Origin of the sequence: Prevotella lacticifex, assembly GCF_019973375.1 — a bacterium.
In the GTDB taxonomy this organism is placed as follows: Bacteria; Bacteroidota; Bacteroidia; order Bacteroidales; family Bacteroidaceae; genus Prevotella; species Prevotella lacticifex.
In genome coordinates this window covers 740,162-757,296 of record NZ_BPTV01000002.1, presented here as the reverse complement: position 1 = coordinate 757,296, position 17,135 = coordinate 740,162, and the positions used below count along the sequence as shown (strand labels likewise).

15 protein-coding genes are annotated in these 17,135 nt (G+C 45.7%); 14 read left to right on the top strand and 1 reads right to left on the bottom strand.

Features of this window, described 5'->3' with window-relative positions; translation table 11 throughout:
- Positions 1 to 657: 657 nt before the first annotated feature.
- Positions 658 to 2,013 carry an NAD(P)-dependent oxidoreductase gene (locus tag LDN30_RS13410; RefSeq protein WP_223929811.1) on the bottom strand — a complete coding sequence of 452 codons (1,356 nt, stop codon included), beginning with the start codon at positions 2,011 to 2,013 and terminating at the stop codon, positions 658 to 660.
- 355 nt (positions 2,014 to 2,368) lie between these two features.
- On the opposite strand from LDN30_RS13410, the gene LDN30_RS13405 reads away from it, so the two are divergent.
- From LDN30_RS13405 to LDN30_RS13340, 14 genes are all read left to right on the top strand, one after another.
- Positions 2,369 to 2,923 (top strand): UpxY family transcription antiterminator, encoded by a 555-nt coding sequence (locus LDN30_RS13405; RefSeq protein WP_223927332.1) that lies wholly within the window; start codon positions 2,369 to 2,371, stop codon positions 2,921 to 2,923.
- Between the two features lie 327 nt (positions 2,924 to 3,250).
- Positions 3,251 to 3,505: a hypothetical protein gene (locus LDN30_RS13400; RefSeq protein WP_223927333.1), complete on the top strand. Its 255-nt coding sequence runs from the start codon at positions 3,251 to 3,253 to the stop codon at positions 3,503 to 3,505.
- Between the two features lie 21 nt (positions 3,506 to 3,526).
- Entirely contained in the window at positions 3,527 to 3,913 is a 387-nt protein-coding gene (locus LDN30_RS13395; protein ID WP_223929809.1) for a hypothetical protein, read from the top strand.
- Positions 3,914 to 4,279: 366 nt separating this feature from the next.
- Positions 4,280 to 5,584 carry an AAA family ATPase gene (locus LDN30_RS13390; protein WP_306421525.1) on the top strand — a complete coding sequence of 435 codons (1,305 nt, stop codon included), beginning with the start codon at positions 4,280 to 4,282 and terminating at the stop codon, positions 5,582 to 5,584.
- A gap of 82 nt (positions 5,585 to 5,666) precedes the next feature.
- Positions 5,667 to 6,785, top strand: coding sequence for an ImmA/IrrE family metallo-endopeptidase (locus tag LDN30_RS13385; RefSeq protein WP_223929808.1), 1,119 nt, complete (start codon positions 5,667 to 5,669; stop codon positions 6,783 to 6,785).
- 4 nt (positions 6,786 to 6,789) lie between these two features.
- Entirely contained in the window at positions 6,790 to 7,269 is a 480-nt protein-coding gene (locus LDN30_RS13380) for a DUF4411 family protein (RefSeq protein ID WP_223929806.1), read from the top strand.
- Between the two features lie 230 nt (positions 7,270 to 7,499).
- Positions 7,500 to 8,042 (top strand): PD-(D/E)XK nuclease domain-containing protein, encoded by a 543-nt coding sequence (locus LDN30_RS13375; RefSeq protein ID WP_223927338.1) that lies wholly within the window; start codon positions 7,500 to 7,502, stop codon positions 8,040 to 8,042.
- A 1,028-nt stretch (positions 8,043 to 9,070) separates the two neighbouring features.
- The gene (locus tag LDN30_RS13370; RefSeq protein ID WP_223929805.1) at positions 9,071 to 10,117 is read left to right on the top strand and encodes a glycosyltransferase family 2 protein; all 1,047 of its coding nucleotides are present in this window, start codon (positions 9,071 to 9,073) and stop codon (positions 10,115 to 10,117) included.
- 11 nt (positions 10,118 to 10,128) lie between these two features.
- Complete coding sequence (locus tag LDN30_RS13365; RefSeq protein WP_223929804.1) at positions 10,129 to 10,872, top strand: glycosyltransferase family 8 protein; 744 nt, start codon at positions 10,129 to 10,131, stop codon at positions 10,870 to 10,872.
- 988 nt (positions 10,873 to 11,860) lie between these two features.
- Positions 11,861 to 12,856 carry a glycosyltransferase family 2 protein gene (locus LDN30_RS13360; protein ID WP_223929802.1) on the top strand — a complete coding sequence of 332 codons (996 nt, stop codon included), beginning with the start codon at positions 11,861 to 11,863 and terminating at the stop codon, positions 12,854 to 12,856.
- Positions 12,857 to 12,977: 121 nt separating this feature from the next.
- Positions 12,978 to 13,898 (top strand): glycosyltransferase family 2 protein, encoded by a 921-nt coding sequence (locus tag LDN30_RS13355; RefSeq protein WP_223929800.1) that lies wholly within the window; start codon positions 12,978 to 12,980, stop codon positions 13,896 to 13,898.
- Positions 13,899 to 13,931: 33 nt separating this feature from the next.
- The gene (locus LDN30_RS13350) at positions 13,932 to 15,251 is read left to right on the top strand and encodes an AAA family ATPase (RefSeq protein ID WP_223929798.1); all 1,320 of its coding nucleotides are present in this window, start codon (positions 13,932 to 13,934) and stop codon (positions 15,249 to 15,251) included.
- A 6-nt stretch (positions 15,252 to 15,257) separates the two neighbouring features.
- Positions 15,258 to 16,022: a retron system putative HNH endonuclease gene (locus LDN30_RS13345; protein ID WP_223929796.1), complete on the top strand. Its 765-nt coding sequence runs from the start codon at positions 15,258 to 15,260 to the stop codon at positions 16,020 to 16,022.
- A 192-nt stretch (positions 16,023 to 16,214) separates the two neighbouring features.
- Positions 16,215 to 17,129 (top strand): glycosyltransferase family 8 protein, encoded by a 915-nt coding sequence (locus tag LDN30_RS13340; protein ID WP_223929795.1) that lies wholly within the window; start codon positions 16,215 to 16,217, stop codon positions 17,127 to 17,129.
- Positions 17,130 to 17,135 lie beyond the last annotated feature (6 nt).

The following is a 17,135-nucleotide window of genomic DNA, read 5'->3' as shown; positions in this document are numbered from 1 at the left end:
CTCGGTTGGCCGCCTGCTGCCCCTCGCTTGGCGCCCGCTGCCCCTTGGTTGGCCCCCGTTGTCCCTCGTTTGGCCCCCGCTTGGTCCCCGTTGTTCCCCTCGGTTGGCCCCCCGCTGTCCCTCGCTTGGCCCCCGTTGCGCTGCGTTTGGCTGCGTTTCCCATCGGTTGGCTGCCCCCGTGCTGCGCTGCGGTTAGCTGGCTGTTTCCCTCGGTTGGCTGCCCCTGTTTTCTACCGGTTGGCCGCCTGTTGTCCCTCGTTTGGCCCCCGTTGCGTTTCGTTTGGCTGCGTTTCCCCTCTCTCTGGTCTGTGCTGTCGTGTTCGGCGGGTTACAACCCGCCGCTCCCCTCTCTCCGCCTCCCGCTCCCCTCTCTCGGCCTCCCGTGCCCCTCCTTCGCCCCTCCTGTCTTGAGTTTTTCTTTACATCTCTCCCTTCCCGTCCTTTTTACAATGCAAAACGGTGCTTTTCGTCTTGCGAAAAGCACCGTTTTGCCTTTTAATATCTACCGTTTTGCAATCCAATTCAGCCCCTTTTGCTATCCCTCAGTCCCCCAGCCACTTACGGCCTCGTTTCCCTCGGTCTTCCGGTTCTGATTTTTCTTTACATCCGGCCTCGATCCTATAGCCCCTATAGCTTCCTATAGCTCCCTATAGCCTCCTATATCTCCTTCATCCCAATATCTCTCAGCAGCTTTATGGCATCGACATACTGCGCAATGCCCTCAGCCACCATCTGCGCGGCCTTCATAGCCAAGACCACCGTCTGAGGCCTGTGAACGACATCGCCACCGGCGAAAACTCCCGGACGCGTCGTCATACCGCAGGGACGGTCCTTGACGATGACGTATCCCTTCTCGTCAACATCGATGCCGTTAGTCGTCGACACAATCCTGCTCGCCGGACGGGATCCTATAGCCAAGAATATCCGGTCGTAAGGCTCCACGTGCTCACCGTCGGGACCAGCGAGGCGAACGGCCTTCAGCCGCTCCTCCTTCTTGTTCTTGTTGCCGTCGCCGATGAACTCCACAGCGTTTGTCTGCCAAACGAATTTCACGCCTTCCTTCACCGCGTCGTTATACTCGCTCTCTATAGCAGGCATCTCCTCCTGAGTCTTACGGTATATGACCGTCACGTCGGCACCCAAGCGGATAGCAGTGCGGGCAGCGTCCATGGCCACATTGCCGCCACCGATGACGCCCACCTTCTCGCCCTCACGCAGCGGAACCATCTCGCGGCCGATGGCTCCCTCGTTGAACGCGTTGACGTTATGCAGCAGGTCGGTCGACTGACTCACACCGTGCAGCGTAGCTCCTGGAACGCCCTTCAGCTCCTGGGGAAGAGCCGTGCCCGTGCCCATGAAGATGGCATCGTAGCCGTCGGCAAAAATGCTGTCGACGGTCACACCGTTGCGGCCCACTAAGCAGTTCAGCTTGAAGTCGACACCGAGAGCCTGGATTTTAGCTATCTCCTTGCGTACCACGTCCTTAGGCAGCCGGTACTCGGGGATGCCGTACATCAGCACACCGCCAGGCTCCTCCTGACCCTCGAAGATGGTCACCGCGAAACCCTTACGCGCCAGGTCGCCGGCAACGGTCAGGCCCGCCGGTCCCGATCCTATCACCGCCACGCGACCACGGGTCTTCTGAGGAATCATCTCGCGCGTGAGGTTCATATCGGTATCGAAGTCGGCGATGAAAGCCTCTAAGCGACCAATCTTTATCGGCTTGCCCTTCTTGGCTAAAATACAATGCCCCTGGCACTGTTTCTCGTGAGGACACACCCTGCCGCATATTGCAGGCAGGTTGCTCGTCTCGTTGATAACAGCCATCGCCGAACCAATATTGCCCTTCGACAGCTCGTGGATGAAGTCGGGAATGTGGTTGCCTATCGGACAACCCTTAACGCACTGTGGCACACGGCAGTGCAGGCACCGCTTAGCCTCCGTGATTGCCTCCAACGGACTGTAGGCATGGTGCACCACCTGAAAATTATTTGTCTCTTCGTTGTTGCTCATATCTATTTCCTTTCTTTTTGATCTGTTTTAGTTTCGGCTCCGTCGGGAGCCTTTTTTCTCTCTTCTCGCTCCTGCCGCCTCTGGCTCTCTATGGTCTCCCTATGCTCGCCTATAGCTCCCTATTCTCGCCTATCTCCTCCTCTTCTCCGCTGCAAAATTACTAATTATTTCCAATAATTTCCATAATTTAATGTGGATTTCTTTGAAAACTCCCATAAACTTCTTACCTTTGCAAGAAATTGACACCCTTATCGCCCAATAGGGCTACTGGATATCAGGGCAATGGACAAGATAAGGATCAACGACGAACAACAACCATCGCCGTGCCGCTTCACCGGTGCGGTGACCCCCAGCTATGCTTGACGCCAAAACCGAATACTGGTTCCCCATGCGCGTCACCTACGGCCGCCAGAACCTCGTCAAGGACTTCCTCGACACCCTCGCCATACGCACCTTCCTCCCCACCGTCGAACGCACGTGGCGCGAGGGCAGCCGAATACGCCACGGACGCGTACCGGCCATCAGCAACCTGCTCTTCGTCCGCTCCGCAAAGGTCACCCTCGACAACCTCAAGCACACACGCATCGAGGCCGAGCCCCTGCGCTACATGACACGCCCCATCACAGCCGCTCCCGACAGCCTCCGCGAGATTATCACCGTACCCGACAAGCAGATGGACAACTTCATACGCATCTCCGAGGCACCCGACGACCAGCGCACATTCCTCTCCGCCGCAGACCTCCAAGGCCATCCCGGCGACACCGTCGTCGTCACCTCAGGACCCTTCGCCGGCATCGAGGGCATCATCAAGCGCATCAATGGCAACCGACGCGTCGTTGTCGAAATAGCCGGCGTCGCCGGTGTCTGCATCAACTTCGTCCCCTCCCGCTTCATCATCCGCAAGGACTGAACCCCGCCCTTTATCCACCCCCTCGCCCCCCTCATCCGCCCCTCCGCCCCCTTTATCCACCCCTCCGCCCCTCATCTGCCCCCTCGCCCCTCATCCGGCCCCTCATCCGTCCCCTCCTCCCCTCGCCCCTCATCCGGCCCCTCGCCCCGTTCCCTCTCTCAGGTCTCTGTTGTCCTGTTCGGCGGGTTACAACCCGCCGCTCCCTCGCTCCTCCTTTCGCCCTCGCCCCGTTTCCACCCTTTTCCTCTCTCAGGTCTTTGTTGTCCTGTTCGGCGGGTTACAACCCGCCGCTCCCTCTTTTTAATCATCATTTTTAATCCCTCCATTATGTCCAAGAAATCCCACTCTCCCCGTCCGGCCGACCTCGATGCCGAGTACTCCCGTTATCTCAAGCAGATTGAGGCCGGTAACCAGGCCGTTACAGCCAAAGATGAAATCACCCACATCCTCACCCGCATGATCTCCCTCGCCGAGTCCGACCAAATCGACTCTCCCGAGTACCGCCAGCTCCAGGAACGCCTCAACTTCCTCCAGGACTTCAATAAGCGTCAAGAGCGCATCTTCAATTCCTTAGGCTTTTAGCCTCAATTGCCCCGGCCATCTTTGACTGTCCAAGACACACAGCTTCGCCAATGCAAGAGCGAGGAGGATAAATATTTTAAGGCAATTGAAGACCGCAACGCAGCTGTCATGAGCCGCAACGAGACAATCAAGGAGCAAGACGGAAAAATCAAGGAGCAAGACGGAAAAATCAAGGAGCAAGGCGGAAAAATCAAGGAACAAAACGGCAAGATTAAGGAGCAAAACGCCCAGCTGACTCTGAAGGATGCCCAGCTTTCTCAGAAGGATGCCCAGCTGACTCAGAAAGACGCCCAATTGACTCAGAAAGACGCCCAGCTTTCTCAGAAGGACGCCCAGCTTTCTAAACTAATACAGAAGTTGAAGGATCAGGGACTCTCTGACGACGATATTGCGCAGTTGATCAAATAGCGGGATGATGAACCTCCCTCCATTGCTGACCAGTCAAGAATCAAAACCTGAAAGTAAATCCACTACCATGTCGACAAAATTGCGCCCTCGGGAGCTCCGCTACCCTCAGCGGACAAACGGCACTCAACATTATATGGCAACCATCATTCGACAGTAGAAGCACATTATTCCATGTCGTCCGCTGAGGGCAGCGAACCTCCCGGACAACAAGAGTTCATTAAGCGGAAAACGATACGGGCGTTGATAGATACCATCCCAATTACAGATAAGAAAGCCTAATCGTCCCAAAATGACGAATTGCTCAAAGCCTTAGAATCTGTTCGCTGTCCTCGACATAAATTCATAATAAGAATTACTCTATTCTCTATGTTATATAGATTGATATTACAGAATTATAAATCCTTTAGAGATCGGACGGAGTTCTCTATGATTCCATCCTCTGACTCTATACATGTGGCTTCCCAAAATAGTCCTATACCCGTACTCAGAGATGCGGCTATATACGGTCCCAATGCCTCAGGTAAAAGCAATCTTATAAAGGCTTTGGATTTTATTCAAGATTTTGTTCTTGACAACAGCGTGTTGGAGAATCATCGTAATGATGCTTTCAAATTTGACAAGGATTATCTAAGTGCGCCAAGCGCGTTCGTGATAGAGATAAAGGTAGCTAATATTTTGTATCAGTATGGCTTTGTGGTTTCTTTTATGACATCAATAGTTGTAAAAGAGTGGTTGTCTTATTACGATGGTACATCACAAAAGTGGGCTAAGGTCTTTGTGTCGGACGATCAATTGGAACTCAATGGTGATGTTGATCCTTCAAATAGGGAAAGGGTTCTGATTTATAATGAAGATAACAGAAAGAATCAGAACTTACTGCTCTTGACAGTCTTATCTGACAAAGCTCTGAAAGAAGACGTGTTGAAAACTTCTGTTCAGAATGTCTTTCAGTGGGTAAAGGAGCTTGTCATCTTGTTCCCTAACTCCGTATATAACCTGATGGGTGCAGTAGCGCATGATATAGATGCCGTAAATCAGCTATACAAGAAATATTTCAAGGCTTTTGGAATTGACATAGACAAAATTGAACTTTCCAATATAGCTGTGGAGAGCCTCCATTTGCCTACGGGACTTATCTCTGACATGAAGCAGACATTAAAAAAAGATGACAGGGGGAAGCTTGTCATGCTCCATACTCCCAAGGACGACTATCTGGTTTCGTTGAACGATCTTGGAGAGATACAAGCAAGTAAGGTGGGATTCCTCCACAACGACGACCATACTGGAATTTTACTTTCAAAAAGCGAAGAGTCTGACGGAACCAACAGATTGATGGATTTAATCCCGTTGTTGGGAATGGCCATCAAAAAAAACAGAGTAGTGGTGATCGATGAAATAAACAGAAGCCTTCATAGTGCTCTTACTCATCAGTTTATCAAAGTCTTTTTTCAACAGACATCTGACAACAGTGAGAGTCAGCTGATTTTCTCCACGCACGACATTCTCTTGTTAGACTCCGGGATGTTTGGAAAGAAAGAAATATGGTTCCTTGATAAGAGGGACGGTGTTTCATCGCTCTATCCACTGGATAAGTTCAAACTGCCGTCCGATATGAAAGACTTAGGTCTGAACTATATGTTAGGCCGTTTTGATGCTATTCCTAAAATATAGCATGATGGTAAAGCTAAGTAAGTTTACAAAACATTTGCATAATTAAAAACAAATAATTATCTTTGCGCAAAGATAAAGTTATATGGCAGTCGTCAGGTTAAACAATATAAGCCATGAAACCCTTATATGGGCAGTCAATAGGGCAGGCTACAGTGAAGAGAACGCTAAACACGTGTTCCCTTTGCTGGAGAGTTGGCTGTCTGACGAGAAGAAACCAACTTTAGCTCAGCTTACTAAATTTTCCTCTAAATTTCATGTACCTATAGGCTATCTTTTCCTAAGCCAAGCTCCCGTAGAGCGTTTGCCATTCCCTATGTTCAGGGGAGAAGCAGGTATAGACCATAGGTTTGACCTTAATGTCTATGACACTGTGATGAATATTTTAAGTCGGCAAGAATGGCTTGAAGACTACCTAAAAGAGAATGAGGTGGAAAATTGCAAGCTTGTTGGTTCTATAAATCAAAGAATTCCAGTTTCCGAAGCCGTCAACATACTACGTACTATTTTGGGTTTAGATACAAGATGGGCTTTTAGCATCGCTTCTATTGATGCAGCCGTTAGCATGATGACAGAACGTTTGGAGCAAGCTGGAGTTTTTGTTGCATTTAATGGTGTTGTTGGCAACAACACGCATCGTGTCTTGGACGTTAATGAATGTCGCGGATTTGCTCTTGTAGATGGTATGGCTCCATACGTGTTCGTAAACAGTGGGGATGCTAAATCTGCGCAGATGTTCACACTCGTTCATGAAACCGCACACCTCATGCTTGGAGTAAGTGCCGGTCATGCAGGCGAAGACATATTTTTGCATAATGTCACAGAAAGATATTGTGATGCAGTAGCCGCAGAATTCTTGGTACCACAATCCGTTTTGCGAAACGTGTGGAATGGTAATATCAAGTGGATGGCTAACAAGTTTAAGGTTAGTGAGTTGGTTGTCGCAAGGAGAGGACATGATTTAGGTTTCCTTAGCGATGCTGATTATCGAGCATTTTGGTTAGAATACAGTCATCGACCAAAAGCAAAAAAATCCTCTAAAGGCGGAGACTTCTATCTTTCCAGTGTTAAACGTGTTGGAAGAACATTTGCTATCCATGTGAGGAATGCTGTGAACAATAGAGAGCTTAGTTATACTGAAGCTTATAGACTTACGGGATTGTATGGTAATACTTTCCAACATTTTATGAACCATAACATCTAAGATAATGGCATATTTATTTGATAGCAATATATTCATACGCTCAAAGAATGATATGCCATTAGACCTATGGCCTACTTTCTGGCAGAGAATGACAGAAATGATTAACGTTGCACAAGTGTTCATAAGCGTCAAGGTAAAAGAGGAAATAGAGCATGGCAATGATGAGCTTGTCACATGGCTGAGAGATTCCGCGCCACAGTCTTGTTTCATTTCCTTGGATACAGATATAATGACAAAGTTCCAAGAATTGCAGAATTGGGCATTCTCTCAACCTTTTACAGAAGCTGCAAGAAATACTTTCGCACAGGTTGCTGACTCGTATTTGGTTGCAACGGCTGCCGCAAAAGGAATGACTGTGGTTAGTTACGAACATTCCGATCCTCAAAGCAAGCGAAGAGTATTGATTCCAGACGCTTGTAATGCGATGGGAGTCGCATGTTGCGATCTTAACACTGTTCTAAGATCTTTAGGTATCACTATATAATAGACATCAGTATCTTAATAGGAATGATGGTGTGGGGCTTGATTATAACGACTTAAATTTTACTCAGCCTGGCAGAAAACAGGGTACTCCAAAGTACCCTATTGAAAGGAGAAAGGCAACAATTGGACATCGACATATCACTTACAGAGTCTTAGAGCAGTTCTACGAATTGTCTTTTCCAATTCTGTAACGCTTTCGCTCACTCCATTCTAATCTATAAATTAGCATATATGAAAGTAGTCTTATTAGCCGGAGGCTTTGGCACTCGTATCAGCGAGGAATCGCAATACAAGCCGAAGCCGATGATAGAGATTGGCGGCATGCCGATACTTTGGCATATCATGAAAGAGTATTCCTACTACGGACATAATGATTTCATCATTTGTGCCGGGTACAAACAGGAATATATAAAGGAATGGTTTGCCAACTATTTTATCCATAACAGCGACGTCACTTTCGATTATCGCAACGGAGGCAACGAGATGACCATTCATGAGAGTCATTGCGAACCCTGGCGAGTGACCGTCGTGGATACTGGCTATAACACGATGACCGGCGGTCGTATCGACATGATAGCCAAAACCAACGACTATATATACATTTTCGAGTTTAAGTACGACAAGTCGGCGGAGGAGGCATTGCGACAGATAGACGAGAAAGGCTATGCCAAGCCTTTCGCCTGCGACCCACGCAAGGTGATAAAGATTGGTGTCAACTTCTCAAAAGAGAAGCGATGCATTGACGGATGGAAAATTGCCGGGGAAAAAGTGTGATACCCGTCCGACAAGTTTCCTGCGTCGTAGGTGCCAGTGCAGGGAAGGGCTTCATGCCCTTCCACAAACAATGTTCGACCGATATTCCCAAAGCGGTAGTGGTGTTTTTCCAAAACGGTTGCATGCCTTTGCGCCCTTAGCGGCTTGGCGAGAAAAAATATCCCGCGGGAAAAGGTCTCTCGCAAAGGCGCGGAGAACGCAAAGGCTCCGCTGAGGGTATGCAGGTCTTAGCGCCCTTAGCGGCTTGGCGAGAAGATGAAAATTCGCTGGAAGGTCTCTCGCAAAGGCGCAAGGATCGCAAAGGTATGTACGATAGTAAACGTCTTATTTCCCGCCTTGACACCGGCACATAAAAATATTACCTTTGCGGCATCAACTTTAAAACAGAAAAGTTATGCCGAAAGAAAAAGTCAATTATCAGGAAGTCTACGATCTGCATCAGCTGTGCAGTGAGACTAAGGATCTGAAGGAGTTCTGCTCCGAGTATGATCAACTATGACAAGTTTATGAACTCAAACTGGAACTTGTATATAAAGTCCAGAAGCTAACTCCCGATCAGATTAAAGTGCGACGGGAGCGACGGTCCAAGACAATAGTCAGCAAAGAAACCTATGACAAGCGGCAATTGCTGCCCTGTTATATCAAAATATAGGTAAAACTTGGAAAATCATTTTTTTTGCGTAATCCGCATAACCGGCTGAAAAACAGCCGGGAGATGTGGTGTGGCGGAAAATAAGACGTTTACGATATGATTTTAAATTCTTGACAGATATAAGGGGCTATGCGGGTATGAGAAAAGCTATTCGTTCTATTCATCCCTCGAAAGAGCTTCTCGCATTAGCTGATGACGGAATCCTAATATCGTATCGGCAAATAGAAAATCATTTACTGGGGGGTATCCTCGTCGGCGTACTTTGCGGATATTGATGCGGGAGTATTTGCGCATACTCGGACTTAAAAGCCTCTTGTATGATATAGAGATTCTTCATTTTCGTTCAAAGTTTAAACATTAAATCATTGTTTGTATCATGCAGAAGTTATTGACCATCGTTGTCCCCATGTATAATGTGGAGAAATATGTTCGTAAATGTTTAGGCTCGTTTGTGATGCCGGACAAGGAGAAGATGAACTCATTGGAAGTGTTGTGCATCAATGACGGGAGTCCAGACCACTCGTCAGAAATAGCAAAGCAATTTCAAGCTAATTACCCTGCAACTTATCGGGTCATTGACAAGACGAACGGGAATTATGGTTCATGTATCAACCGTGGACTCGCTGAAGCTAAAGGACTGTACTTTAAAGTCTGTGACGGTGACGACTATTACAATACCGAAGCTCTTGAAAAGTTGATCGAGATGCTTGGGCGAACGGATGCAGATATGGTGATATCATCCTATCAGGAAGTCGATGAGCAAGGGGAAGTGAAGAATACTTGCGTGCTGCAAGACGAACTGTTGGGGAAAGTGTGGCAAATAGAAGATGTGGATATAGACCTTTTCAAACTAAGGTACAACATCAAGATGCATTGCCTGACTACAAAGACGGAGCTCCTTCGCCAACATGGATACAAACAGACGGAGGGCATTAGTTATACCGACAATCAACTTATCTTCTACTCATGTCTCTATGCCAAGACAATGGTTTTTGTCAAGGATATAGTGTATTGCTATCGGCTTGGGGTGAATGGGCAGACTATGGATCCCAGATCTTTGATGAAGCATTATAAAGAGATAGGTATCGTGGAATATGGACTTCTCAAGGAATACAACACGTCAGCCAATAATTCTTCGGAAGCTAAGAAGAAGATGTTGCGGGTGTTGTGGTTATATCTTGAAATCGTTTTTACAAAAGTCAATTTCCACCAAATCAAGAACGCAAATGGTGACGGTGATAAACTCTTTGTAAAGATAGCCGATTATGCCAAGAACATGAACGACGATTTCTTTTTCCAGTTTATAATGAACGATTCCAGCAGTCGTTATTTTTATCGAGGGCAATTGGGTCACCGATCCTTCTATCTGCTTAACAGAATAAAAGATCCCTTGTTGAGAATCTATTTCAAGATGAGATCATAACATTCAGCGCTATGATACACATAGGACTTTGTACCGACAACCGTTATGCCATGCCGTGTGGCGTATGCGTGACATCTTTGTTTGAGAACAATAAAGATGAGGAAATCACCGTGTACGTGCTGGAAAAAGGATTAACGGATGACAATAAAGAGAAGTTCCGTACGCTCGCGGCCGATTATGGTCAGAAGATAGAATTGATACCTGTAGACGACAGCCTATTCAAGGGGTATCCCACGACACATCAGTTCCGACTCTCTACCTATTATAGGTTCCTCTTTGCCAACATCCTGCCGAAGGATGTTCAGAAGCTCATCTACCTGGACTGCGACACGCTGGTTCTTGACAGCTTGCGGGAACTATGGAATACTGATATTACGGATTATAGCATTGCTGCCGTTGAGGATCAGCAGGGAGACAACGTGCATGTTTTAAATCGTCTTCAAGAGATAGAGAAGTACTATAATGCAGGCGTATTGATTCTCAATTTAGCCCGTTGGCGCAAGGATGACAGCATGCGGCATCTTATGCAACTCATGGGCACCGATGCTAAAAGGTTTGCTTTTCTTGATCAGGATGCCATTAATGTGCTTTTCCGAGATTCTGTCATTGAGCTGCCATATCAGTACAATGTGCAGAATATGTTTTACATGAAGGATAAAGAGAAGGCACTTCATTGGCGTAAATGGGAGCGTATTGCTCAGGCTAAGGAGCATCCCGTGGTCTTGCATTTCTGCTCATCAGTGAAGCCGTGGTAAAGGGAGTGCCAGCATCCCCGCCGTCAGTTGTTCCTTGATTATCTATATCATTCGCCATGGAAGGGACAGCGTCTCGGCAGTTGCCTTGACGGGCGTTCCCTGAAGTACAAGATATTCTATTACCTGGTCCATAAACATATCCTGCCGGGGTATATAGAAGAATACGCATAGGTCATCAGCCAGCGACGTCGTGCCCTGCTACAGTCGACTCCGAATTTACAGGAATGTTCAAATATCAATATAAACAAAAGCCATGACCATCCCTTTTGTTAGCATCATCGTTCCCATCTACGGTGCGGAACAGTATATCTCAAAATATTTGGTTGTCATGGAAAGATACTATAGCAAGTTATCCTTATGGGTCTCAAGATATAGCCACATATTTGGGACATTATGGCGTGTCAGCGCAAACAGGAATTGATGCTCTAACATGGCAATTGCTGGATACAATAAAATTCCATCTTGGTGTTAACTTCCATGGATATTCTTTTGCCCTTATCATTTGGATGTTACTGGTAAGCTTTATACTCACTAATAATTTGAATACAGTACATATATCTTTATGGACAATTAAAGGAACTGGGGGGGGATGTCAGTCGTCCTCTTTTTACAGTTCCTTTTTCTCCTACCGATGTTTTGCATTTTGAGTTGCGATTGGGGAAGAACGATTCCCTATTGGATACTATCTTCGATGATGTTTTATCATGTCTTTGGAGAAATGAGGATACTTCCTTTTCCCAAAATTTTATTCCAATCTGGAAAAAAGATAAATCATATCTTTGCAAATCCTTTGATATACATTGCAATTGTTTTGCTTGTGCCTTATAAAGATTACTATGCTCCAAGCTATCATGATTTACCTATAGTTAGAATAGGTAGTTTCTTCTATCATTTTTTCATTTAGTTTTGAGATTGAATATAGAAATCAAAAACGTCAGATAGTTATATTTTATAAATGTCGAAGGCGAATATAATTAATAACAGGAATATGCCCCAGGAACCATACACCGTCAGCATCCTCGTGCCGGTCTACGGTATGGAAAAATACATCGAGCGGTGTGCCCGCTCCATCTTCGAGCAGACATATCATAACCTCGATATCGTCTTCGTGGACGACTGTACGCCCGACAAGAGTATCGAAATCCTTAAACGTGTGTTGGAAGAATATTCTGATCGCAAGGCACAGACGAGGATCATCCGGCATGAACATAACCGAGGATTGGCGGCAGCACGCAACACAGCTGTGGCAGCAGCAGTTGGAACATTTCTTATGCATGTCGATTCCGACGACTGGATAGAAAATGATGCCGTGGAGGAGCTGGTGAAGAAGCAGATTGAGACAGGAGCGGAGATTGTCACTGGTGTGATGGTGATAAATGAGCAAACCTTGGATGATAACTATGTGGAACCCACATATAAGGACAAAGACGAAATGATGGTTCATATTCTCTCGCAGATACATCACCACGAAATGGCGGGTCGTCTTGTCAAACGATCCCTGTATACAGATTATCAGCTGAAGGCTTTGGAGGGTGTGAACCAAGGTGAAGACTGGCGCATGACACCTATGCTACTTTGGTATGCCAGCGGTATCGTAAGACTGAACAAGACTACATATCATTACTTCATGAACATGGAGTCGATGTGCAATAGTAAGAAGTCGATGGATGAGGCCTTGAAATTTTATCATGATACATATACCAATTATAGTTCGTTGATGTCATTCTTCGAAGATAAAAGTCTGCTATATCATGATATTGTGCTCAATGTAAGTTGTTCGAACTGTTACAGCTATATGGTTGAAATGTATAAGTACCATAGCCAGATGGCATTTTACAAGTACAGGCATGAGCTGTTATGCCGATATGGTTCGGTGCTTCGTCAGCGATTAGGTTCCAAGATTAACTTTATCTTGCGTTTGCCCCTCAGTTATTTTGTCCTTCGTGCGTATCTCAGAATAGGGAAAAGATTCATGGCAAGTTAGATTAAGTCTGTAATAGCTCGTCGAGGGACGTACTTTTCCCTCGGCCTAAGCGGGTAGGTTATCTATTTTCAGCTCCCATCATATAAGCTCTCATTCGATAACTTGAAAGATAGTTAATATTATGGTAAGTAATCATCCATTAGTCTCCATCATCATCCCCAACTACAATCATGCACGGTTCCTTGATGAGCGCATGCAGAGTGTGCTGGGACAGACCTATCAGAACTTTGAGGTGATTATCCTTGATGACAGGTCGACGGACAACAGCCGCGAGGTAATAGAGAAATATCGGAGCAATCCGAAGGTGAGGAAAATCTTATTTAACGATACCAATTCCGGTTCTCCTTTCCGACAGTGGAAGAAAGGTATGGAATTGGCCTCGGGCGAGATCGTATGGATAGCGGAGAGCGACGACAGTTGTGAGCCGACATTTCTTGAGTCGTTAGTGCCTTGCTTTGCCGACGAGCATGTGGCGTTCGCTTTCTGCCGGACAACGAAGGTCGACGAGGCGGATAAACCTTTCGAAGTATGTCAGCCGGATATGCATGGCAGCTATGTCATGGAAGGGCATGACTTCATCGCACGCCATCTCTATCGTATCTGCTCGGTGGTCAATGCCAGCAGTGCATTGATAAGGAAGCGCATGGCGCTCGGAGCCGCTCCTCTCTATCAGGAGTTCAGAGGCAGTGGCGACTGGATGTTTTGGATTGAGATGGCAGAACAAGGCCGTGTGGCCTTTGTCGACAAGAAGCTGAATCGTTGTCGTCAGTTCTTTCAGAGCACGACGGCAAAGATGCAACGGTCTATGCGCAGTTCGGCGGAAGACTACCGTATCTATCAGTATATGATCACGCACAAGGAGATGAGCCGTTTGAAAGCTTTGAAGACCCGCTTCTGGCGTATCTACAGTCTTTTGTTTTACACGGAAGGACTTGACGCAAAGAAACGGAAAGAGGGTCTGAGAATATGGCGGTCCAACGCCATCCTGCATATCTTTGCCTGTCTCACCCGCCTATACGTGAAGATAAGGACAGGAGAATAGTTGTACACCTGATGGTTCTAAATTAATATCCCGATGAGAATAAAATCAATAACATTACAGAATATAAGATTGTTTGGACAAGAAGCCCAAACGCTTTCCTTTGATGAAAATAAGCCGGTAACTGTAATCTTGGGTAATAATGGTTGTGGAAAATCAACGATGCTGGATGCCGCATCTATTATGTTAAGTACTTTTACCGGTTCCTTCCCTGGAAATGCAGAAAAGAATTTTAATGATTGGGATGTACATATACAACATTCCGATGTTATTGCAAACCATCTTGTCTGCAAAGCAAATATTTCTGCGGAGAAGGAGTATGAAATATCGAGATATAGGAAAGGATTTGGAAAAGCACCCGCGTCAAACCTAAAGGCTTTCAAGGAATATGCGGAAACGCTTCAGAAGCAAATTGTTGAAGGCTCTAAGGCAATAGAACTTCCGGTCTTGGCCTATTATGGGACCAATCGCGCTTATCTTCAGACACCGGCTCGTCGTACTTATTCCAAGAAGCTTTATCGCAGATGGGACTGCTACAATTCATCCCTCGACTCATCTACAGAGTTCAGACGTTTCTTCTCATGGTTTGACAATAAAGAAGATGAGGAGCGTAGAGAGAAGGAAGAACGAAAAGATTTCGATTATAGAGATCCTGTATTGGAATCTGTAAGAAAGGCTATCCGTGATCTTTTAAAAGGAAGATATGCTAATCCGAGAATAGATATTCACCCATTGAGATTTGATCTTGATCAGTTGGATAATCAAGGACAGGTTGATAAGACATTGCGTCTGGAGCAGTTCTCTGATGGTTATAAAATAATCATTGCGATGGTTGCTGACATAGCCTCAAGAATGGCAGAAGGGAACCCGGATATGGACGAGCCGCTAATGACCAGTGGAATCGTTCTTATTGATGAGGTCGATTTGCATCTTCATCCCAAATGGCAACGGACCATTCTTAAAGATTTGCACCGTGTCTTTCCTAATGTACAGTTTATTGTAACTACACATAGTCCCATTATTCTGCTTGGAGCTGCTGATATTGCTCAAATTGTATTGTTGGACGGCTCTCATATAATAGATGATACAAATCTTGATATTTCACGATATGATGTGAGTCAGATTCTGCTCACGCAGTTGTTTGGCTTAGAAAGTGTTTATTCCCCCAAATACGATGAAATGTTCAAGCGTCATGAGGATCTGCTCTTGCGTTATCATACGCTTACTAAGGAGGAACAAGAGGAATTAAGTAAGCTTGACAAGCAGATGAGAGACTTTTCTTACAGTCAGTCTTTGGATGACATTAAGATCAATGATCTTGTGAAGAAAATGGCAAAGAAACTGAATATAGAGTAGAAGAGGATGAATAAGATTAATAAGTCTGTCAATGTTCCTCAGTCATTACTTCATGGCTCGAAAGATGCTACGGACAAAATTCGCCAAGAAATAAGGGAAGGTAAGCGTGTAAAGTTTGGAAATTTATATAAAGCTGATGACGTAAAGGAACTGTTAAAGAAAGATCAGCATGGCAAATGTGCATATTGTGAACGATACCTCAATGGTGATTATGGTGCTGTTGAGCATTATAGACCTAAAGGTGGATATATACAGTCCTGTGATGACGTGTTGCATAAGCCAGGCTATTATTGGCTTACTTACGATTGGAACAATCTATTATACAGTTGTGACAGATGCAACACTTCTTATAAACGGAATCTCTTCCCACTTGTAAATGATGCAGACCGCAATATTGCAGATGAAGACATTTCAAAAGAAGAGCCTCTGATTATCAATCCTGCTATGGAGGACCCGGGAGACCATATTGAGTTTCACCAATATATGGTTTGTCCTAAGCGAGTAGGAGACACAGATGATATTAAAGGCAATACTACTATTGCCATTTTCCATCTCAATTCTGACAATGAACTCTTAAATAAAAGACGGAAGGCCTGGATTAAATATATGAAAATGTTAGAGTTGCTCAATCTCGCCCGTAAAAAAGCCGACAAGGGAGATAATGAAGATAAGTCGATTGCCATTCGTATAAGACAAATAGTTGATGACTTTTCCTCTGAGGAATCCGAATTTACAGGAATGTTCAAATATCAATATAAACAAAAGCCATGACCATCCCTTTTGTTAGCATCATCGTTCCCGTCTACCGCGCGGAACAGTATATCGCAAAGTGTGGGTGCGCCCTCATGGAGCAGACGCTGCAAGACGTGGACAATTGGGTCACCAATCCATCTATCTGCTTAACAGAATAAAAGATCCCTTGTTGAGAATCTATTTCAAGATGAGATTATAACATTCAGCGCTATGATACACATAGGACTTTGTACCGACAACCGTTATGCCATGCCGTGTGGCGTATGCGTGACATCTTTGTTTGAGAACAATAAAGATGAGGAAATCACCGTGTACGTGCTGGAAAAAGGATTAACGGATGACAATAAAGAGAAGTTCCGTACGCTCGCGGCCGATTATGGTCAGAAGATAGAATTGATACCTGTAGACGACAGCCTCTTCAAGGGGTATCCCACGACACATCAGTTCCGACTCTCTATCTATTATAGGTTCCTCTTTGCCAACATCCTGCCGAAGGATGTTCAGAAGCTCATCTACCTGGACTGCGACACACTGGTCCTTGACAGCTTGCGGGAACTATGGAATACTGATGTTACGGATTTTAGTATCGCTGCCGTTGAGGATCAACAAGGCGACAACGTACATATTTTCAACAGACTGCAAGAGATAAAGAAGTATTATAACTCAGGAGTGTTGCTTCTTAATTTAGACAGCTGGCGCAAGGATGACAGCATGCGGCATCTTATGCAACTCATGGGCACCGATGCTAAAAGGTTTGCTTTTCTTGATCAGGATGCCATTAATGTGCTTTTCCGAGATTCTGTCATTGAGCTGCCATATCAGTACAATGTGCAGAATATGTTTTACATGAAGGATAAAGAGAAGGCACTTCATTGGCGTAAATGGGAGCGTATTGCTCAGGCTAAGGAGCATCCCGTGGTTTTGCATTTCTGCTCATCAGTGAAGCCGTGGCAAAGGGAGTGCCAGCATCCCCGCCGTCAGTTGTTCCTTGATTATCTATATCATTCGCCATGGAAGGGACAGTCTCTCGGCAGTTGCCTTGACGGGCGTTCCCTGAAGTACAAGATATTCTATTACCTGGTCCATAAACATATCCTGCCGGGGTATATAGAAGAATACGAGTAGCCCTCC